Origin of the sequence: Herbaspirillum sp. C7C8 (assembly GCF_022627875.1) — a bacterium.
Classification (GTDB): Bacteria; Pseudomonadota; Gammaproteobacteria; order Burkholderiales; family Burkholderiaceae_D; genus Herbaspirillum.
On the sequence record NZ_JABXGG010000001.1, the window covers coordinates 496,127 to 516,908 of the forward strand.

Sequence of the window (20,782 nt, forward strand, 5' to 3'; positions counted from 1 at the left end):
TGTTTTTTTATTTAACGCAGATGCTATCCAGCATTCGACGGCGGGGCAAGCATTTTGCGCCCCAAATTTGAGATTTTTTGCAAAATGGCTGCCAACGGCAGCGATATCACGGTCAGTCCCGGCCTGTTACGTTCAACGGCAAGCCAGCGACTGCCCAAATTTATCCGCCATGATACGCCGGCCTACCGTCCTTGGGCCGGCCATTGGTGCAGGGTGGAAATATTTCTGCATCGGCCTTGCCCCTGCTCAAGGGCGCATCACCGAGGGCGGCATGACGTGCCGCCTTGTCCATGCGCGACAGCGTGCGCACCTTGTCATAGAAATCAGGGAAGCCACTGCTACGCGCAAACAATTGACGGAACGCCGGCACCAGATCGTGATACGCCCCCACCAGCGCCAGATGCGCATTGGACAAGGGCATGGCAAACCAGCGGTCGTAACCGGCATAGCCGTGCCAGCGGCTGGCCTTGATCTGCGCGTATTCGGCATGCAGGGCGGCGAAGATGGCGGCCTTGCACTGGCGTTTTTGGGCGTCACTGGCGTGGCTGTCGTAGTTTTCCTTCAACCGGGTGCGATACTTGTCCAGCAGGGCCAGGAATTCGCGCTTGCGGGCGGCAAAGCGGTGGTAGGCCTCGACCATCGCCGGATCGTGGCGCGCCGCCAGCCAGCGCTCCACGCCCAGCTCTTCCACGGCCACCGCAAAGCCTTCATTGAAGGAAGTATCACCAGGCGCATACACCGTCTGGTGCGCCAGCTCATGGAAGATCAGCCGCGCCAGTTCGCCATCGGGATACTGGATGAAGGTCGAGATCACCGGATCATCGAACCAGCCCAGCGTGGAATATGCCGGCACGCCCGCCACCTGGACGTCGTAGCCCTCGGCCTTGAGCGTCTCGGCATAGGCCTGGGCATCCTTGAGATGATAGTAGCCGCGATAGTCCACGCAGCCCGCAATCGGGAAGCACCATTGCTTGGGCTGGAGCGAAAGTTCGGGTGCGGCCACCACGTTCCACAGCACGAAGGGCCGGTCCAGCTGGGCATAGCTGCGATAGCTGCCATTGTCGGGCAGATCCAGTTCGGTGACGGCGTAGCGGCGGATCTCGCGCACGGTCTGCAACTTGGCCTTGAGCGCAGACGAGGTAGCGGGATCATCAATCCAGTCCTGCAGCGGCTTGGCCTGGGCCAGCAGCGAAAACTGGCCATGTGCGGCCTGGGCGTAATACGAGACGCTTGAGCATCCCGTGAGCGCCCACAGCGCGGCAACGATGGCGCCCCATCGCACACGGCGGCGCAGCACGGAAAACCTCAGGCCGCCACCGGCTGCTGCAGTTTCTCCACCTGCACCAGTACGTCGTAGAAAGTCGGCGCATTGCCCATGTCGGTCAGGCGCTGGCTGGTGACTTCGTTGGCGTTCTTGCCATCGGCGGCAAATTTCTTCCACCAGATCGACAGGCCCACCACCAGTCCCATGCGCGCCTTGTCGGTCACACGCACGCGTGCCTGCATGCTGCCACGGTCATTGAAGATGCGGACCGTCTCACCCTGGGCGATGCCGCGTGCGGCGGCATCCTGCGGGTGCATGTCGAGGTGCGGCTCACCTTCCGTATCACGCAGGCTCTGCACGTTGACGAAGGAGGAATTGAGGAAATTGCGTGCCGGCGGCGAGATCATCGCCAGCGGGTATTTCGCGCCCAGCTGCGGATTGCTGGCCACCGATTCATAGGGCGCGATATAGGTCGGCAACGGATCGAGACCTGCGGCCTTCATCTGCTCGGAATAGAACTCGCACTTGCCCGAGGGCGTGGCAAACCCGCCTTCGGCAAAGGGCGCCACCGGCACCGACAGGCGCTGCCAGCCCTTCTGCTTCAACTGTTCCCAGTCGTAGCCGACGCTGCGCGGGTCGTCGCGCTTGAAGGCCACGGCGGCCAACTGATCGTCGCTGTCCTTGAAGCAGTCCTCTGCAAAGCCCATCGCTGCGGCCAGCAGGCGGAAGATCTCGGTATTCGGTTTGGCCTCGCCCAGCGGGGCGATGGCGGCATTGTTGGCCATCATGTAGACGTGGCCATACGAGGCATGCACATCGATGTGCTCCAGCTGCGTAGTCGCGGGCAGGAGGATATCGGCATAGTCGGCGGTATCGGTCTGGAAATGTTCCAGCACCACCGTGAACAGATCCTCACGCGCAAAGCCCTGCGCCACCTTGCCCGACTCCGGGGCCACCGCCACCGGGTTGGAGTTGTAGACGATCACCGCCTCCACCTGGGGACCGAAGTCGGGCGAAGCCGGCTTCAACAAGTCATCGCCGATGGTGCTCATGTTGATGACGCGGCTGGGCTTGCCATGACGCGCGGCCAGGTCGGGACGGCTCAGGGCGGCGGCATCCTTGGGGAAGCTGTCCGACACCGACAACTGGATGCCTCCCGAAGCATGACGCCATGCACCGACCAGCGCCGGCAGGCAGGCCACATTGCGCGCGGCCATGCCACCGCCGCGTACGCGCTGCAGGCCGTAATTGGCGCGGATGAAGGCGCCCTCCCCGGCCAGCGCGACGCGGCCGTATTCGCGGGCCAGGTTCTGCACTTCGTCCGCACTGATGCCGCACACTTCAGCGGTACGGGCCGGAGTCCATTCAGCCACGCGCTCCTTGAGCTGGTCGAAGCCCAGCGTATAGCGTGCGATGTAATCGTGGTCCAGCAAGTCTTCTGCGATCAGCACGTGCATCAGGCCCAGCGCCAGCGCGGCATCGGTGCCGGGCAAGAGCGCGATGTGCTGGTGGCATTTCTCCGCGGTCAGCGAGCGATATGGATCAATGGCGATCAGGCGTGCACCGTTGCGCTTGGCCGCTTGCACACGGGTCCAGAAATGCAGGTTGGAGGCAATCGGATTGCCGCCCCAGATGATGATGAGCTTGGCGTGATCGACCTGCTCCAGGTCGGCACCGATGCGCGCGCCGATGGTGTAGCGATAGCCTGCGCCACCGGCCGAGGCGCAGATGGTGCGGTCCAGCTGCGAGGCACCGAGACGGTTGAAGAAACGGCCGGCCATCGATTCGCCCTGCACTTGGCCCATGGTCCCGGCATAGCTGTAGGGCAGGATGGCTTGCGGATCGCGCAGGGCGATCTGGCCCAGGCGCTCTGCGATGGTGGCGATGGCCTCGTCCCAGCTGATGCGTTCGAACTTGCCCTCGCCCTTCTTGCCCACGCGGCGCATGGGGTGCAGCAGGCGGTCCTGGTGATAGGTGCGCTCGGCATAGCGCGAGACCTTGGTGCAGAGCACGCCGGCCGTCGGCGGGTGCGCCGGATCGCCGCGCACTTCGGTGGCGACGCCGTCCTTGACGGTCACCAGCAGGGCGCAGGTATCAGGGCAATCATGGGGACAGGCGGCACGGACGATGGTGGTGGTCATGGCAGAGAAGAAAGCGGGGAAAGAAAAAACGGAAGCCCTCGGCGCGCGCGAGGCAAGCAGCTACTTTATCTTAAAATGGCGCGTCACGACTCTTCCGTAGTGCTGCCATGTCTCCTTCACCGCACTTCTGGCGTCCTCCCGCCCTGCCCTTCTTCGAAGGCCGTCGCGCCACCGGCAGCCTGTCCTGCTATGCGCCGCATACGCATGACAGTTTTTCCATCGGCGTCGTCGACGGTGGGCACAGCGTCTTCACGCTGGCCGATCGCAGCGAGCCCATTTTCCCTGGCGACGTGATCCTGGTACAGGCTGGCGATGTGCACAGCTGCAATCCGGCAGACCTGCAGCGCTGGAGCTATCGCATGTTCCATCTGGACACCAACTGGCTTGCCGCCCTGCTGGCGCAAACCCCGGCCACATGCGGGTTGCTGGCGCGCATGCCGTCGCAGGTCGTGCGTTCGCCGGAGGCACTGCAATGGCTGGACCGCATGACGCATGCGCTGGAGCATGGCCACCCGGACCTGCAGAGCGAAGTGATACGTTGCCTGCAGCAAGTGATGCGCGCGTGCGCCGATGCCTGCGCGCCCGCGCAGCACGGCGATGCGCCCGAAGACGACGGCCTGCAGCGCGCCCATGATTACCTCCTGGCCCATTGCCGCGACCGCGTCTCGCTGGCGACCCTGGCGGAACTGGCCGGCACCAGCCGCTACCAGGTGATCCGCCAGTTCCGCCGCCGCTTCGGGCTGACCCCGCATGCCCTGCAGCTGGACATGAGGATCCGCCAGGCACGCACCCTGCTGCAGCGGGGTGCCAGCACCGTCCATGCCGCGCTCGATACCGGTTTTGCCGACCAGAGCCACTTCCATCGCGCCTTCAAGTCCCGGGTGGCGGCCACACCGCTGCAATATCGCCGCGCCTAGCTGCGACTGGCGACCAGTGCGGCGGCAGCGAGCATCAACAGCAGGCCCGCGCCCCGCTCGATGAGCGGCAGCACGCGCGTGAGCGCCCGCATCACGCGCTGCTGTCCGATGAAATACACCAGCGCGGCATCCCAGGCCAGTACAGCCCCGAACATCCAGATGCCATAGAAGAGCTTGGTCGACGCACCGGTCTGCGCGGACACGATGACGGTGAACAGGCCGAAGTAAAACACGCCATTCTTGGGATTGAGTGCGGCCGATAGAAACCCCGTCCCCAATGCGGCCCATGGCGCGACCTTGGCAGTCAACATTGCCGCATCAGGCAAGACCGCCGCGTGCCGTCCGGCGCGCCAGAAGACCCATCCCAGCCAGGCCAGGTAGAACGCCGCCAGCCACTGCATGGCCGCCAGCAGCAGCGGCGCTCGCTGCAACAGGCTGAAGCCGCCGATGGCCAGCGCGATATAGAGCCCGTTGGCCAGCGCAATCCCCAGGGCGGCAGCCAGCCCATAGGCCTGCCCATGGCGCAGGCTGCCCCGCAGCAGCAACAGGAAATCCGGACCGGGACTGGCCAGCGCCAGCAGGTGCGCACCCGCCAGCAGGAAGAATTCGGAAGAAAGCATCATGTTTCCTGGCGCCTGCCCGGCGCCCCCTGATAAAAATGTGCATGCTAGGCAGGCTCGCGGCCGCTGTATTGAACGAAATTGCACAGGCGCTCTTGCGCCGCCAAGGCGCGGTAAGATAGGCACACTTGTTACCAACGCCATTGCACCAGACTCCCATGAAACTCATCGACCCCATCGTCCAGTTCCACGCCGAACTGCAGAAGATCCGCCGCGACATCCACGCCCATCCCGAGCTGTGCTACGAAGAAGTGCGCACCGCCGACGTGGTGGCGCAAAAGCTGACCGAGTGGGGGATTCCAGTCGTACGCGGGCTCGGTGTCACGGGCGTGGTCGGCATCATCAAGGCGGGCGACAGCCCGCGCGCCATTGGCCTGCGGGCCGACATGGATGCGTTGCCCATGGCCGAAATCAATACCTTCGACCATGCCTCGCGCCATCCCGGCAAGATGCACGCCTGCGGGCATGACGGGCATACCGCCATGCTGCTGGGCGCTGCCCGTTACCTGGCGCAGCACCGCAATTTCGATGGCACCGTCTACGTGATCTTCCAGCCGGCTGAAGAAGGCGGACGCGGCGCCGAGCGCATGATCCAGGATGGCCTGTTTGAAAAGTACCCGATGGATGCCGTCTTCGGCATGCACAACTGGCCGGGTATCCCGGCCGGGCATTTCGGTGTGACGCCCGGTGCGCAGATGGCTTCCAGCAACGAATTCCATGTCACCGTCCGGGGCAAGGGATCGCACGCGGCTCAACCGCACAAGGCGGTCGATCCGGTGATGACGGCGGTTCACATCGCCCAGGCCTGGCAGAGCATCGTGGCACGCAACGTCAATCCGAACGATCCCGCCGTGGTATCGATCACCCAGATCCATACCGGCAGCGCCACCAACGTCATTCCGGATGAGGCCATGATGGTCGGCACCGTGCGTACCTTCAGCCTGCCGGTGCTGGACCTGATCGAGCGCCGCATGCAGGAAATCGCCGAGCACACAGCCGCCGCCTTCGATGCCACGGTCGAGTTCCGCTTCAACCGCAACTATCCGCCGCTGATCAACCATCCCAAGGAAACCGCCTTCGCCGTCGAGGTACTGACCGAACAGTTCGGCGCCGAGCATGTGGATGCGCAGACCGAGCCGACCATGGGTGCCGAGGATTTCGCCTTCATGTTGCAGCACAAGCCGGGCTGCTACGTCTTTTTGGGCAATGGCGATGGCGGTCATCGCGATCAGGGCCATGGACTGGGTCCGTGCAACCTGCACAACCCCAGCTACGATTTCAACGACGACCTGTTGCCCATCGGCGCCACCTACTGGGTGCGACTGGCCGAGAAATTCCTGCAGGCGAAGTAAGCGCGGCAGCGCCGCGCAGGGCATTGGCGAGCGGGCCCATTTCAGGCATGATCGCCAAAGCCCGCCGCCCGGAGAACTCTGTACGCAGCGACGGCGCCGCAAGAACGTATAACGACAACAGGGAGAAACCTTGCACACGCTCGCCACCATTCTGGTTCTGCTGGTCGCTCTGGAACATGTCTGGATCCTGATTCTGGAAATGTTCCTGTGGACCAAACCGCTGGGCCTGAAGACGTTCCGCCAGTCGCGCCAGGCCGCCGAAGCCACTCGCGTACTGGCCGCCAACCAGGGCCTCTATAACGGTTTCCTGGCCGCCGGGCTGTTCTGGAGCCTGGCCACGGGCGATCATGCCGTGCAGGTATTCTTCGTGAGCTGCGTGCTGGTGGCCGGCATCTATGGCGGCCTCACCGCCAAGCGCAGCATTCTTTACATCCAGGGCCTGCCCGCCTTGCTGGCGTTGCTGGCCTTGCTGGCAAGTTGAACCGGCCCGACGACCATGACCCGCGCCCTCTTGCTGGCCTTGCTGCTCCTGCTGGCGCGCTCCGGCCTGGCGCAGGATACCGAGCCTGAGTGGTGGAGTTACCAGTCCCAGCGCGGGGAGAGTCTGAGCCTGATCAAACTGGACATGAGCTTGCGGCGCAGCTTCCCGTTGTCCGGTTTTCCGTACGTGGTGGTGACCCGGGTGAGTTACGTTCCCGCCACGCCCGACGGCTTGCCGGCGCTGCCCGAGCAGGATCGGCTGGAAGCCCTGTCCGACCAGCTGGCTGCCGCCATCGCCAAGAAGACCCGCAGCCTCTACGTGGGTACGGCGTTCAGCCAGGGATTGCAGCAATCCTGGTTCTACGTGACCGATCCCAATGGCCTGGAGCCCGTGGTCGCTGGCGTGCACGCCCAACTGTGCCAAGGCTGCAAGACCAGCACCGCGATCCTGGCCGATCCGACCTGGGCGCTCTACCGCGATCAATTGCTGCCCGACTGGGAAACCCGGCAGCGCTACGGATTACGCAGTTACTAGGGCCTGTTCACATTAAATCTGCGAGATGCAGATTTAATGTGAACAGGCCCTAACATTCAGCCCCGGGGCGAACAGGTAAAGTTTACGGGACGAACTGCCGATAACAAGTTTCCTGACAGCATCATCATTGACATTGCGTCATCACAACCAGCCCGGTATGCCGCCAGTCGCGGCGGCCGGAACCACAACGTCGGACCGGGTCCGAGGGGAAGCCGCATGAAACAGATCAAACTCATCCTCAAGGACGAGATCTACGACTCGCTGGAGCGGGACTATCACAACTTCGTGCGGCTCTCGACCAAGATCGACTCGGGCTTCGTCAAACCCTCCTTCGACAGCTACCTGCTGGCCAAGCTCTCCGAGAACACCAATTTCCTCACCGAAGAAGCGGTACAGCACCTGATGCTCTCGGGCCAGTATGCGTGGGCGCGACGGGCGATGGACAAGGAATTCCCTGACGTGGTGCAGATCCTCATCGAGCAGGCCGCCAACTACGGTTTCTGGATCGCGGTGCGCCATGACTGGGGTACCGAAGAACTGGTCAATGCCTCGCGGGCCTGGGCCAGCGCCATCATCAAGCAGGCCAAGGGAGATGAAACCCAGATCGACGTGCTGGCCGCGCAAATCAAGGCCTCTGCCACCAATATCGCCGTCGTGCAGGAGCGTCTGAAGACGCCTGCCTCGCAACTGGCCCATGCGATGGTGCAGGAACTGCGCGAAACCCACATTGCCATCGAACATGCCTCCGGCATGGTGGCGCGCGAAAAGCTGGGGGCCATGCGTACCCTGCTCAAACTCGGGCGCGCCTACGGCAACGTCTCGGAAAAGGCCGAACAGGACATGATGGACAAGCTCAAGCGCGAAAAACCCTGGCTCTTCGACACCGGTCCCAAGGGTTTCTGGGGCCACGTCGCTGCCTGGTGGCGCGGGGTCTGAACCCGCAGTCCGGTTTCTTCAGGGAGCCTGCACGGGCTCGGCCTGGCGCATGAGGCGGATGTCGCCATACCAGGCTTGCATCTTCTGGACGGTGTTGTCGGTATCGGTGAGCACCCCCACACCGATCAGGCGGCCGGGCTTTTCACCGAAGGCGCGCTCATAGTCCTCGGCCACGTTGCGTTGGTAATTGCGCCACTGCCCCACATGTTGCGCACCGCTTTCGGCCACCAGCATCTGGATGCGGCCAGTGCGGCCGTTGGCGATGACCGTGCCCACGGGCGCCTTGGGATCCCATACGTACATCAGCGTGGCATAGGGTAAATCATGGCCGGTAAGCAACTTGGCCGTATCGAAGAGGATGGTATCCATCAGCGAAAGCTTGTCGTGGTCGCCATCGAAGGCCAGCACGATGCGTACGGGAGAGTCATCGGTTTCCCGGTGCGCGAGGTCGGCGCCGGGAATCATACCGGCCGCCTTCCAGCTCCAGATCAACCAGGGTTTCTTGTTGATGTCGATGTCGACCGGATGACGCAGCCCGGAAGAAGCGCGGTCAGCAACGGCATGCAGCACGCTGCGGCCATTGTCCTGTACCAGGCCGTATTGGGTCGGAATCTTCTTGCGGGTAAAGACCAGGGGCTCCCAGCCAGCCGGCAGGCCTTCGGGCGGGTTGGCCGAGAACAGCGCCAGGGCCTGATCCAGCCGGGCCTGCCTGGCGACGTCGTTGGGCGGTTGCGGCTTCTGAGCGGCACAACCGGCCAGCAGGATGGCACCGGTCACGCAGAGCGGGACCAGCATGGTGTGCGTGAACGAGACTGGAAAGGACACAGGACCGAGAGCAGCAAGGCGCGTGCGCACGCGCGTGAGACGCAAATTCATGAAGGCCAACCGGAGAAATCGGAATCTGAGGGAAAGTCTGCGGCCACCCCGACCGCAGACGAACACTAACAGGAAAATCACGCGAGACGATATCGGGAAAACCCCTGGCAAGAAAAAAAACATCAGCAATGCAGCACGACAGCCTGCTCAGTTTTGCTGCCGCAGGATCTGGATGAACATCTTGGCCAGCGACGATAGCGTGCTGTTCTTGCGCGTAACGATACCGTAATGCTCGATGCGCGTCTTCAGGTTCACCGGCAGGATGCCCAGCATCTGGCGCGCGGCGAAGAAGTGGGCGATGTCCAGCGGCATCACCGCCACCATGTTCGATTGCGCCAGCAGGGTGATGGTGACGAAGGGCGAGGCCGTCTCGATCACGTTGCCGGGCACCTTGAGTCCCTCCAGCTTGAATTCATGCTCGATCCAGATGCGCATCGGCATGTTGCTGGAATACAGAATCCAGGAAGCCCCGGCCAGCTCCTGCAGGCGCACCTTCTGCGCCGTGGCCAGCGGATGGTCGATACCGCTGACGATGCACATGGGCTCGCCGCGCAGCATTTCGTAGTGATACAGATTGGGCTGCGAGCTGACCGAAGAACGCCCGATCATCAGGTCAATACGCCCCTGATCCAGCAGCAGCAGCTGACGCGCGCTGGTATCTTCGCTGATCTCGATGGAGACATCCGGCTGGATCTCGCGCAGGCGTGACAGCGCGCGCGTGACAAAGGGGGCCGCGCCCATGATGGTACCGATGGACAGGCGCCCGCCGCGGCCGCTGATCATGTTCTGCAATTCCTCGCGCAGGTTGGCCACGTCGCTCTGGATCAGGCGCGCATAGCGGATCACGCAACGCCCAAGCTCGGTGGCCTCGATGCCGCGCGGGGAGCGGTCGAACAAGGTCACGCCCAGCGCATCCTCCATTTCATGCAAGGCCTTGGTAGCGGCCGGCTGGGTCATGTGCATGACCTCGGCCGCCTTGTGCAGCGAGCCCTGCTCGTCGAGCGCCGTCAGCAATGCGACCTGGCGGAAGCGCAGGCGGCTGACGATGGAGCCGACCGAAGGCAGTGCATCGCCCGCGACGCCCGCAGGGCCGTCCTCTTCCAGTCGGTTATCACCCGATGAATTAAGCTCATTAGACATCCTCTTGCCAGCCTCTTATAGTCGTCCCGGAAAAACCACAATGCTAGCGCATCTGCCTCCTGCCCACGGCGATGCGTGAAAAAAGCTCAGGAGACGACGGGCAGATTGATCCACAGGTGGCTTGGCCTGACGGCAGTGTCCTGCCGCTTGCCAATCGCGGCCCCTGTTCTGCACTGCGTGCCTCCTGGCTCTGACCGCCCCTGACCGGCGGCCTGTGGATGAAGACAGTACAAGGAGACCCGGTGAGGCTGATTCAATATCGCGACCTGCATGGCCAACGTCATGTCGGCATCGTCAATGGTCCCGCCATCCAGGCGCTGGGCGAGGTCGCCACCATGCGCGAACTGGGCCTGCTGGCCATCGAACGCAACACCGGGCTGGAACGCCTGGCCCAACTGCTCAATACCGACCGGTCCGAGGACTACGCAGCGATCCTGGACGAGGGCCGCATCCTGGCACCGCTGGATCATCCCGATCCTGCACATTGTCGCGTCTCCGGCGCGGGCACCACACACCTGGGCAGCGCCACCACGCGCGACAAGATGCACCGCCGGCTGGAAGGCGATGAACTCGACAAGACCGATACGCAGCTGATGATCGAATGGGGCATTGCCGGGGGCCGTCCCGCCCCGGGTACTGTGGGCGTGCAGCCGGAATGGTTTTACAAGGGTGACGGCAATTGCATCGTCGCGCCCGGCCAGCCGCTGCCGCGTCCCGACTTCGCGCTGGATGGCGGCGAGGAACCGGAGATCGTCGGTCTGTACCTGATCGATGCCGCGGGTTGTCCGCGCCGCCTCGGCTTTGCCATCGGCAACGAGTTCTCGGATCACGTGATGGAGCGCCGCAACTACCTCTACCAGGGGCACTCCAAGCTGCGCCACTGCGCCTTCGGGCCGGAGCTGCTGGTGGGCCTGCCTCCTGCACACCTGATCGGCATGACACGCATCCGGCGCCGTGGCCGCGTGATCTGGGAACAGGAATTCCTGACCGGCCCGGACAACATGTGCCATGCCATCGAGAATCTCGAATATCACTATTTCAAATACGCGCACCTGCTGCACGCGGGGGACGTGCACGTGCACTTCATGGGCGCGGCCAACCTGTCCTTCGCCTACAGTGTGCGTACCGAGGACGGTGACAGCATCGAAATCAGTATTCCCGACTTCGGCGCACCGCTGGTCAATGGCATTGAGTACGTGAAGTCGATGTTTCAACCGGGCGGTGTCAGGCAGCTCTAGCTGCGCTGCAGTTGCACCGTCGTTGCAGCCACACCGCCCGGCCCCAGGCGCGCCGCCAGGCGCATGACATACCGGCAATCATGCCAAGGCCCCGACCTCGCGGTCATACAACAAGAGGCCGCCCCCAGGAAATTCAACCAAGGAGACCACCCTCATGCAGCTATACCCGCCTCGCCCCCACGCCGTAAGGACGGAGCGTCGATGAACTACACCTTCGATTTCATGAGCGTCTTCGCCAACTGGGACCGCCTGCTGATGGGCGCCTGGCTGACGATACAGCTCTCGGCCTTGTCCATCGTATCGGGCTTCGTGGTCGGCACGCTCTGCGCGATTGCCGGCAAGAGCCGACTGGCGCTGGTGCGCGGCCTGGTGCAGGCGTATGTCGAAATCATCCGCAACACGCCGCTGCTGGTGCAGGTGTTCCTGGTGTTCTTCGGCCTGGCCAGCATCGGCTGGAAGCTGACCGCCGAGACTGCCGCAGTCATTGCGCTCACCGTCAACGTGGGTGCCTATACCACCGAGATCATGCGCGCCGGCATCAACTCCATCCATCCGGGCCAGATCGAGGCGGCCGAATGCCTGGGCATGTCGCGCTTTCACGTCTACTGGCACGTGGTGCTGCTGCCGGCGGTGGAGCGCGTCTATCCCTCGCTGACCAGCCAGTTCATCCTGCTGATGCTGGCCTCCAGCATCACCTCGCAGATTTCGGCAGAAGAGCTGACCGCCACCGCCAACCTGGTGCAGTCGGAAACCTTCCGCAGCTTCGAGGTGTATGCAGTCATCGCGGTGGCCTACCTGGTGCTGTCCTTCCTGTTCCGGGGCGCCTTCTGGGCAATCAGCCAGATGGCCTTCGTGCGCAAGCGCAAGCTTGGCACCAATCTTTGAGGAGACGTGATGAACGCATTCAGTTTCCTGCACGTGGAATATCTGCTGCAAGCTGCCGTCTGGACCGTGGTGCTGTCACTGGTCGCCTTTGTCTTCGGTGGCGTGGCCGGTTTCGTGATCGCCTTGTGGCGGGTCTCGCCCAATGCCCTTCTGCGCGGCATCGCCAGTACCTACATCCAGGTGGTGCAAGGCATTCCGCTGCTGGTGATCCTGTTCGTTGCCTACTTCGGACTGGCCATCGCCGGCCTGAAGCTGACCCCGCTGGTGGCCGCCGGAATTTCCTTTGCGATCTACTGCGCCGCCTTCCTCGGCGAGATCTGGCGCGGCTGCATCCAGGCAGTTCCCAAGACCCAATGGGAAGCCTCGGAATGCCTGGGCTTCAACCGCTTCGAGCAGCTCACCAAGGTGATCCTGCCGCAGGCGATCAAGATCGCCACGCCGCCGACCGTGGGCTTCATGGTGCAGATCGTCAAGAACACCTCGCTGGCATCGGTGATCGGCTTCGTCGATCTCTCGCGCGCCGGCCAGATCATCAACAACTCGACCTTCCAGCCGTTCACCGTATTCGGCTGCGTCGCCCTCATCTATTTTTGCCTGTGCTTCCCGCTGTCAGCGCTGTCCAAGCACTTTGAAAGGAAACTGAATGTCAGCCATCGTTAAGATCAAGGACCTGCACAAGAGCTTCGGCAGCAACAAGGTATTGAACGGCGTGTCGCTGGATGTGCAGAAGGGCCAGATGGTGGCCATCATCGGCAAGAGCGGCTCGGGCAAGAGCACGCTGCTGCGTTGCCTGAACGGTCTGGAGAAAGTCGACGGCGGTGACATCCATGTATGCGGACATGATATTCATCATCCGGACAAGCTCAACCTGCGTGAGTTGCGCAAGCAGGTCGGCATCGTCTTCCAGAGCTACAACCTGTTCCCGCACCTGACGGTGGAGCGCAACATCACGCTGGCGCTGACCACCATCAAGAAGATGTCGACCGAGCAAGCCAAGACGATCGCCCACAAGGTGCTGCAACTGGTCGGGCTGGAAAACAAGAAGGAAGCCTATCCCGAGCAGCTCTCCGGAGGCCAGGCGCAACGCGTGGCGATTGCCCGCTCGCTGGCCATGGCGCCGGAACTGATGCTGTTCGACGAGGTGACCTCGGCGCTGGATCCGGAACTGACGGCCGAAGTGCTCAAGGTGATGGAAGACCTGGCACGCGGCGGCATGACCATGGTGCTGGTCACGCACGAGATGGCCTTTGCCCGCAAGCTGGCCGATGTGCTGGTGTTCATGCACCAGGGCCAGGTGTGGGAGATCGGCCCGCCCGACGAACTCTTCAGCAACCCGAAGACGGCTGAATTGCAGAAGTTCGTCTCCAGCGACCTGTGACGAGCACGTTTTCAGCTTGTATGGATTTTTTTTCAGCAGCACCCCTACAATCACTCAGGAGACATCAATGAAAAAACTGTTCAACTTCACCAAGAAGGCCGCCGCCATCGTGCTGGGCCTGGCCTGCTTTGCCCAGGCTGCCCACGCCGATGCGCTGGCCGACATCAAGGCGCGCAAGAAGGTGCTCATCGCCATCGACCTCGGGGCGCCGCCCTTCGGCATGACCAATGCCAAGCTGGAACCGCAGGGCTCGGATGTGGAAACGGCGCGCCTGCTGGCCAAGGATATGGGCGTGGAGCTGGAGATCGTGCAGGTGACCGGTCCCAACCGCATTCCCTTCCTGATGACCGGCAAGGCCGACATGGTGATCTCGTCCTTCTCCATCACCCCGGAACGCCAGAAGGTAGTCGCCTTCACCCAGCCCTATGGCGCCTCGCAGTTCGTGGTGGCCGCCCCCAAGAGCGAGAACATCAAGAGCCTCAATGACCTGGTCGGCAAGCGCGTGGCCGTGGTACGCGGCAACATGCAGGATTCGCTGCTGACCCCGATCGCGCCCAAGGGTACCAGCATCGTGCGCTTCGATGACGATGCCACCGTGACGGCGGCCATCATCTCGGGCCAGGTCGATGCACTGTGCACGCCCAATTCGCTGGCCTCGGCCATTGCCAAGCAGAACCCGTCCAAGAACCTGGAAACCAAGTTCGCCATCAAGGACATCCCCTATGCCATCGGCCTGCGCAAGGGCGAGCCGGCACTGGAGAAGTGGCTCAACGACTGGATCACCACCAACCTCAAGAATGGCAAGCTGCCCGGCATCTACCAGCAATGGGTGGGCAGCCCCATGCCTGATCTGGCCCAGTTCGCCGCCAAGTAAGACTGTCGTTTCCGGCATGCCGCGCCTGCAACCGGGCCCGGCATGCGCCCGCCGCCCGCGCGGCCAGCCTGCAGCATCCACGTTCTCACCGAGATCAACATGAAAGCACACTCTCCCGTCATCCGCCTGAATCCGGTCGATGATGTCGTCATTGCCCGCCAGCAGCTCATTTCCGGCACCGTACTGCAAGACGAAGGCGGCCTCAAGGTCCAGGGCCTCATTCCCGCCGGCCACAAGATGGCCACCCGCGCCATCGCCAGCGGTGAGCCGGTCAAGCGCTATGGCCAGATCATCGGCACGGCCAGCCAGGACATCGCGCCCGGCCAGCACGTGCACACCCACAACCTGGCCATGGCCGAGTTCTCGCGTGAACACCATTTCGGCGCGGACGTGAAACCGGTCGATTTCGTCGCCCAGCCGGCTACCTTCATGGGCATCGTGCGTCCGGATGGCCGCGTGGCCACACGCAACTACATCGGCGTGCTGACCTCGGTGAACTGCTCGGCCACGGCGGCCCGCGCCATCGCCGATTACTTCCGGCGCGATATCCATCCTGAAGTGCTGGCCGACTATCCCAACATCGATGGCGTGGTGGCGCTGACCCACGGCCAGGGCTGTGCGCTCGATTCGCAGGGCGAGCCCTTGCAGATCCTGCGCCGCACCCTGGCCGGCTATGCCACCCATCCCAACTTCGCCGCCGTGCTGGTAGTGGGCTTGGGCTGCGAGACCAACCAGATCTCCGGCCTCATGGAAAGCCACAACCTCAAGGAAGGCGAATACTTCCACACCTTCACCATCCAGGGCACAGGTGGCACCGCCAAGACCGTGGCGCTGGGGATCGAGAAGATCAAGAAGATGCTGCCCAAGGCCAACGACATCAAGCGCGAGCCGGTATCGGCCAAACATCTGACGCTGGGCCTGCAATGTGGCGGTTCCGATGGCTATTCGGGCATCACTGCCAACCCGGCGCTGGGTGCAGCGGTGGACTTGCTGGTGCGGCATGGCGGTACTGCCATCCTTTCTGAAACACCGGAAATCTATGGTGCCGAACACCTGTTGACCCGTCGTGCGGTGACGCCGGAAGTCGGTGAGAAGCTGCTGGCGCGCATTGCCTGGTGGGAGGAGTATTGCGCCAAGAACGATGCCGAGATGAACAACAATCCCTCGGCCGGCAACAAGGCCGGTGGCCTGACCACCATCCTGGAGAAATCGCTGGGCGCAGTTGCCAAGGGCGGCACCACCAACCTGGTGGATGTCTACAAGTATGCCGAGACCGTGACCGCACGCGGCTTTGTCTTCATGGATACCCCGGGCTATGACCCCATCTCGGCCACCGGCCAGGTCGCCGGCGGCGCCAACATGATCTGCTTCACCACCGGCCGTGGTTCGGCCTATGGCTGCGCACCGGCCCCCTCGCTCAAGCTGGCGACCAACACGGCGCTGTGGCAACGCCAGGAAGAAGACATGGACATCAACTGTGGCGAGATTGCCGACGGGAATGTTACCCCGCAGGAAATTGGTGAGCGCTTCTTCCAGATGATCCTCGACACCGCCTCCGGCAAGAAGACCAAGAGCGAACTGCATGGCTATGGGCAGGATGAATTCGTGCCCTGGCATATCGGTGTCTATACCTGATGCTGATGCAGATCATCAGGGCCCGGCTGCGTTTGGGCTAGTGTCATTCACAGTCAATCATGCCGATCCGTATTACCGCGACACAGGTCGCGTAATACGGGCTGCCGGCCAAGCATCCTTGCCTTCGGGCATCCACGCGGATGAGGATGCTTCGCCCGCGGTTGGTGCGGTCCGTCTTCCCCCTGCAGAACAACATATTGTGGCGCCGCCCGCTTCCCGTGTAGTCCGGGTACGCCTCCAACATAAGGAATCAAGAACATGACTCACAGTTACTCGCTCCAGGCCCACCTGCCTGAAGACCACGCACAGGCCACGCTGATCGGCCGTCTCTGGCAACCGGGCGTGGGCCCGGTGCTGGTGAGGATTGATGCCGATGGTGCGTATGACCTCACGCTCATCGCCGCGACGTCCAGTCAATTGCTGGAACTCGATGATCCCGCCGCCGCCGTGCGCGCGGCCACCAACATGACGCGCCTGGCCACGCTGCAGGAGCTGCTGGACAATGCCGACGCCGGCCGCCGTGACACTTCGCGCCCCTGGCTGCTGGCGCCCATCGACCTGCAGGCCGTCAAGGCCAGCGGCGTGACCTTCGTGGCCAGCATGCTGGAGCGCGTGATCGAGGAACAGGCACGCGGCGACGCCGGCAAGGCGGAGTCGGTACGCAAGGCGATCACGGCAGTGATCGGTGACAACCTCTCCAGCGTGGTGCCGGGCTCGCCGGAAGCCGCGCGCCTGAAGGAAGTATTGCTGGAGCAAGGCGTGTGGTCGCAATACCTGGAAGTGGGCATCGGTCCGGATGCGGAGATCTTTACCAAGGCGCAACCGATGTCGTCGGTGGGGCTGGGCGATGAGGTCGGCATTCATCCCAAGTCGGCCTGGAACAATCCGGAACCGGAGATCGTGCTGGCCATCAACAGCAGGGGCAAGGTGGTCGGCGCTACGCTGGGCAATGACGTCAACCTGCGCGACTTCGAAGGCCGCAGCGCACTGTTGCTGGGCAAGGCCAAGGACAACAACGCCTCCTGCGCAGTCGGACCTTTCATTCGTCTGTTCGACGCAAACTTTTCAATTGACGATGTACGCCGCGCCGAACTTACAATGCGGGTCGATGGTACGGAAGGCTTCACGCTCAAGGGCAGCAGCTCGATGTCCATGATCAGTCGCGATCCGCTGCAACTGGTGGAACATGCGATCGGGCCCAATCACCAGTATCCGGATGGGCTGGTGCTGTTCCTGGGCACCATGTTCGCACCGACCCAGGACCGCTTCGGTCCCGGCCAGGGATTCACGCATCAGGTGGCTGACATCGTCACCATCTCCACGCCCCGGTTGGGTGCACTGGTGAACACGGTGAACTTCAGCGACCAGACGGCACCGTGGACCTTCGGGCTTACCGCGCTGTTCAAGAATCTGGCCCACCGCAAACTCATTTAATCGCAAAGGAACAAGCATGTCCGCATCCACTGGCCGCCTCGCCGGCAAGACCGTCCTCATCACCGCTGCCGCCCAGGGCATTGGCCGCGCCTCCACCGAACTGTTTGCGCGGGAAGGTGCGCGCGTCATCGCCACCGACATCAGCAAGACGCACCTCGATGAGCTGGCCTCCATCGCCGGTGTGGAAACGCATCTGCTGGATGTCACCGATGACGCAGCCATCAAGGCACTGGTGGCCAAGGTCGGCACCGTCGATGTGCTGTTCAACTGCGCCGGCTATGTCGCTGCAGGCAACATCCTGGAGTGTGATGACAAGGCTTGGGACTTCTCCTTCAACCTCAATGCCAAGGCCATGTTCCATACCATCCGTGCGGTGTTGCCTGGCATGCTGGCCAAGAAGGCCGGTTCCATCGTCAATATCGCCTCGGCTGCATCGAGCGTGAAGGGGGTGGCCAATCGCTTCGCCTATGGCGCTTCCAAGGCTGCGGTGGTGGGATTGACCAAGTCGGTGGCGGCTGACTTCGTCTCGCAGGGCATCCGTTGCAATGCGATCTGCCCGGGCACCATCGAATCGCCCTCGCTGAACCAGCGCATCAGCACCCAGGCCAAGGAAACCGGCAAGAGCGAGGACGAAGTACGCGCCGCCTTCGTGGCCCGCCAACCCATGGGCCGCATCGGCAAGGCCGAGGAAGTGGCGGCGCTGGCGCTTTACCTGGCATCGGACGAGTCCAACTTCACCACGGGTTCGATTCACATGATCGATGGGGGCTGGTCCAACTAGGCAGGGAGCTGATGATCAGACAGATCAGACAGATCAGACAGGTGATGTAGATCAGGACGGCATGCTTCGCGCATGCCGTCTTTTCTTTGGGGGTGTCCGGTGCTGACAGTGTTGTGGATCAGGTTTATCAATCCAGATCCTCGCGGCATAATGGGCGCTTCCTCACTCAAGCTGACAGGCAAGCCCATGTCCCTGGCCTCCCCCGTGTTTTCCGCAGACACCTTCACGACCGTCTCTCCGAAACCCATGCTGCTGGGCGAATCGCCTTTGTGGCATGCCGAGGAAGGTGCGCTGTACTGGATCGACATTCCCGGCAAGGCGGTCCACAAACGCGTTCTGGCGACCTGGCAGCATCAGCGCTGGGACATGCCGGAAGAACCGGGCAGCATCGTCAAGCACGCGCAAGGCGGACTGGTGGTGGCTTTGCGTACCGGCATGTTCCATCTCAATACGGGCAATGGTGCGCTGTCGCTGCTGCTGGAGGCGCCTTACGATACGACACGGATCCGTTTCAACGATGGCCGCTGCGACGCCTCCGGCCGCTTCTGGTGCGGCACCATCTATGAGCCGCGCGATCGTGACGGCGGTACGCTGTACTGCTTCGAACGCAATGCACTGCGCGACGCGCATCATGCGGTGGTGACCTCCAATGGCGTGGCGTTCAGCGCGGACCAGCGCCTGATGTATCACGCCAATACGCCAGCGCACCGCATCCATGTGTATGACTATGACCTGGCCACCGGTCAGACCAGCCATTGCCGTCTGCTGCGCCAGTTCGACAGCGACAAGAGCGCGCCTGATTATGGCGGCCGTCCGGACGGGGCGGCTGTCGATAGCGAGGGGGCTTACTGGTGTGCCATGTTTGAAGGGGGCCGGGTGTTGCGGTTGTCCCCGCAGGGCGAGATCCTCCAGGAGATCCGGCTGCCGGCGCGGTGTCCGACCATGGTGGCCTTCGGCGGCGAAGATCTGCGCACCCTCTTCATCACGACCGGGCGCAATGGTCGCAGCCAAGAGGAGCTGGCGCAGTATCCTCTGTCTGGCGAGGTGCTGGCCATACGTGTGGACGTGCCGGGCAGACTCGAGTACAGCTATCGTCCCTGAGCCAGCGCCCGCTCTGTGGTAAGGACGCGGCAGAATCTTTCACGCGAGTATGCTTTAGTGATGATTATGAGAGAATACTGCGTCCCGCGGATGCCCTGGCGCCGCGCCGAAAACAAGCAAAGATCCTTCAAAACACTTTACGCGCTGAAAGAGAATCCATGACTAAATTGAAGAGCCTGGTCGCCAAGATCGCTTTTGCTGGCGTCGCCGCCGTTGCCATCCAGTCGCCCAGCTATGCCATCGACGGCATGTCGCTCGAATACGGCACCGGCAACAGCACGCAGCTGGCCCGTATCGGTGCCCAGTTCAACTGGGGTCCAAACTGGAATTTCTGGCAGTCCAATGGCACCCATATCGGTGGCTACTGGGATCTGTCCTTGGCCAACTGGCGCATGAACCACTACAACAACACCAGCGACAGCGGCAACCTGATCGACCTGGGCCTGACACCGGTGCTGCGCTTCCAGCGCGATGACGGCAAGGGTTTCTATGGTGAAGCAGGCATCGGTGTGCACCTGTTCTCCAAGCTCTACCGCAACAATGACAAGGTCTTGTCGACGGCATTCCAGTTCGGCGACCATATCGGCGCCGGCTACGTCTTCGGCAATGGTCTGGACCTGGGCATCCGCCTGCAGCACTTCTCCAACGGCGGCATCAAGGAACCCAACGGCGGCGTGAACTTTGCCGTTGCGCGCGTGGCTTACAAGTTCTGATGATTGCAGACTGAAGTGCTGAAAATGAAGAAGCCGGCTCTGCCGGCTTTTTTATTGTCTGTCGTTTGGGTGTGTTTGCCGGGTGCTTGCGGTGCCCGGCATGCGTGCGGGGATTCGGGTGGAATCTTAGATTTTTACCTGTGCATAAATTAACAGCCCTGGTGCGCAGTCAATCCGGCTGTGTATAAATCTAAGTTCCTGTTTTTCAGCAACCGCCTGGGCCAAGGGTTGACGGCCGACTGGACGCACCAAAACCAAAGATCCTGTCTGTCAATTGATGCACAAGCGTTTGCCGGTGGCCTGCGGGTCTGTGCATAACACTAAGAGAACGTGTGTACCTGATCGTCGCGTATGGGCGAGATGTCGGCTCTCGCCAGAGCCAACGGGCATCAATACAAACCGGCTGCCCAAAGCAAAAACCCTCGCTACTTTCGTAACGAGGGTTCTTGGGAGTAACAAGCCTGACGATGACCTACTTTCAC

20 protein-coding genes are annotated in these 20,782 nt (G+C 62.5%); 15 read left to right on the top strand and 5 right to left on the bottom strand.

Translation table 11 applies throughout. From position 1 onward, the window contains the following. Positions 1-160: 160 nt before the first annotated feature. On the bottom strand, positions 161-1,297 hold the full coding sequence (locus HWE01_RS02220) for an aminopeptidase (protein ID WP_241820987.1): 1,137 nt from the start codon (positions 1,295-1,297) through the stop codon (positions 161-163). 8 nt (positions 1,298-1,305) lie between these two features. After that, positions 1,306-3,405 carry a molybdopterin-containing oxidoreductase family protein gene (locus tag HWE01_RS02225; protein WP_008331938.1) on the bottom strand — a complete coding sequence of 700 codons (2,100 nt, stop codon included), beginning with the start codon at positions 3,403-3,405 and terminating at the stop codon, positions 1,306-1,308. Positions 3,406-3,512: 107 nt separating this feature from the next. Between HWE01_RS02225 and HWE01_RS02230 the strand changes: the two genes are divergently transcribed. Further along, complete coding sequence (locus tag HWE01_RS02230) at positions 3,513-4,322, top strand: AraC family transcriptional regulator (RefSeq protein ID WP_241820988.1); 810 nt, start codon at positions 3,513-3,515, stop codon at positions 4,320-4,322. Here HWE01_RS02230 and HWE01_RS02235 read toward each other — a convergent pair. Continuing rightward, positions 4,319-4,942, bottom strand: coding sequence for a LysE family translocator (locus HWE01_RS02235; protein ID WP_502798412.1), 624 nt, complete (start codon positions 4,940-4,942; stop codon positions 4,319-4,321). The two genes, HWE01_RS02230 and HWE01_RS02235, sit on opposite strands and share 4 nt — an antisense overlap. Positions 4,943-5,100: 158 nt before the next feature. On the opposite strand from HWE01_RS02235, the gene HWE01_RS02240 reads away from it, so the two are divergent. From HWE01_RS02240 to HWE01_RS02255, 4 genes are all read left to right on the top strand, one after another. After that, positions 5,101-6,294 (top strand): M20 aminoacylase family protein, encoded by a 1,194-nt coding sequence (locus HWE01_RS02240; protein ID WP_008331944.1) that lies wholly within the window; start codon positions 5,101-5,103, stop codon positions 6,292-6,294. A 130-nt stretch (positions 6,295-6,424) separates the two neighbouring features. Then, complete coding sequence (locus HWE01_RS02245) at positions 6,425-6,775, top strand: DUF1304 domain-containing protein (RefSeq protein WP_008331946.1); 351 nt, start codon at positions 6,425-6,427, stop codon at positions 6,773-6,775. A gap of 15 nt (positions 6,776-6,790) precedes the next feature. Beyond that, on the top strand, positions 6,791-7,309 hold the full coding sequence (locus tag HWE01_RS02250) for a DUF695 domain-containing protein (protein ID WP_241820990.1): 519 nt from the start codon (positions 6,791-6,793) through the stop codon (positions 7,307-7,309). Between the two features lie 216 nt (positions 7,310-7,525). Next, positions 7,526-8,245: a DUF4088 domain-containing protein gene (locus HWE01_RS02255; protein ID WP_008331958.1), complete on the top strand. Its 720-nt coding sequence runs from the start codon at positions 7,526-7,528 to the stop codon at positions 8,243-8,245. Between the two features lie 18 nt (positions 8,246-8,263). Here the strand turns inward: HWE01_RS02255 and HWE01_RS02260 are convergent, their stop codons facing one another. Both HWE01_RS02260 and HWE01_RS02265 read right to left on the bottom strand, forming a co-directional pair. Next, on the bottom strand, positions 8,264-9,040 hold the full coding sequence (locus HWE01_RS02260; protein WP_008331961.1) for a DUF3047 domain-containing protein: 777 nt from the start codon (positions 9,038-9,040) through the stop codon (positions 8,264-8,266). A 228-nt stretch (positions 9,041-9,268) separates the two neighbouring features. After that, positions 9,269-10,261: a LysR family transcriptional regulator gene (locus tag HWE01_RS02265; protein WP_008331968.1), complete on the bottom strand. Its 993-nt coding sequence runs from the start codon at positions 10,259-10,261 to the stop codon at positions 9,269-9,271. A gap of 242 nt (positions 10,262-10,503) precedes the next feature. Between HWE01_RS02265 and araD1 the strand changes: the two genes are divergently transcribed. The 10 genes from araD1 to HWE01_RS02315 all read left to right on the top strand — a co-directional run bounded on the left by araD1 (position 10,504) and on the right by HWE01_RS02315 (position 20,300). Continuing rightward, on the top strand, positions 10,504-11,499 hold the full coding sequence (araD1, locus tag HWE01_RS02270) for an AraD1 family protein (RefSeq protein ID WP_008331969.1): 996 nt from the start codon (positions 10,504-10,506) through the stop codon (positions 11,497-11,499). Positions 11,500-11,700: 201 nt separating this feature from the next. Next, positions 11,701-12,384: an amino acid ABC transporter permease gene (locus HWE01_RS02275; protein ID WP_008331973.1), complete on the top strand. Its 684-nt coding sequence runs from the start codon at positions 11,701-11,703 to the stop codon at positions 12,382-12,384. 9 nt (positions 12,385-12,393) lie between these two features. Then, positions 12,394-13,044, top strand: coding sequence for an amino acid ABC transporter permease (locus tag HWE01_RS02280; protein ID WP_008331975.1), 651 nt, complete (start codon positions 12,394-12,396; stop codon positions 13,042-13,044). After that, positions 13,028-13,762, top strand: coding sequence for an amino acid ABC transporter ATP-binding protein (locus tag HWE01_RS02285; protein ID WP_034350988.1), 735 nt, complete (start codon positions 13,028-13,030; stop codon positions 13,760-13,762). Before HWE01_RS02280 ends, HWE01_RS02285 begins: the two co-directional genes overlap by 17 nt. 67 nt (positions 13,763-13,829) lie before the next feature. Next, positions 13,830-14,636 carry a transporter substrate-binding domain-containing protein gene (locus HWE01_RS02290; RefSeq protein ID WP_008331980.1) on the top strand — a complete coding sequence of 269 codons (807 nt, stop codon included), beginning with the start codon at positions 13,830-13,832 and terminating at the stop codon, positions 14,634-14,636. 99 nt (positions 14,637-14,735) lie between these two features. Then, complete coding sequence (locus HWE01_RS02295; protein WP_034351254.1) at positions 14,736-16,271, top strand: UxaA family hydrolase; 1,536 nt, start codon at positions 14,736-14,738, stop codon at positions 16,269-16,271. Between the two features lie 258 nt (positions 16,272-16,529). Next, entirely contained in the window at positions 16,530-17,705 is a 1,176-nt protein-coding gene (locus tag HWE01_RS02300) for a fumarylacetoacetate hydrolase family protein (RefSeq protein WP_175344997.1), read from the top strand. A 16-nt stretch (positions 17,706-17,721) separates the two neighbouring features. Then, a complete protein-coding gene (locus HWE01_RS02305) occupies positions 17,722-18,486 on the top strand; it encodes an SDR family oxidoreductase (RefSeq protein ID WP_008331986.1) in 765 nt (254 codons plus the stop codon). Between the two features lie 150 nt (positions 18,487-18,636). After that, complete coding sequence (locus HWE01_RS02310) at positions 18,637-19,587, top strand: SMP-30/gluconolactonase/LRE family protein (RefSeq protein WP_241820991.1); 951 nt, start codon at positions 18,637-18,639, stop codon at positions 19,585-19,587. Between the two features lie 158 nt (positions 19,588-19,745). Further along, positions 19,746-20,300, top strand: coding sequence for an acyloxyacyl hydrolase (locus HWE01_RS02315; RefSeq protein WP_008331988.1), 555 nt, complete (start codon positions 19,746-19,748; stop codon positions 20,298-20,300). Positions 20,301-20,782 lie beyond the last annotated feature (482 nt).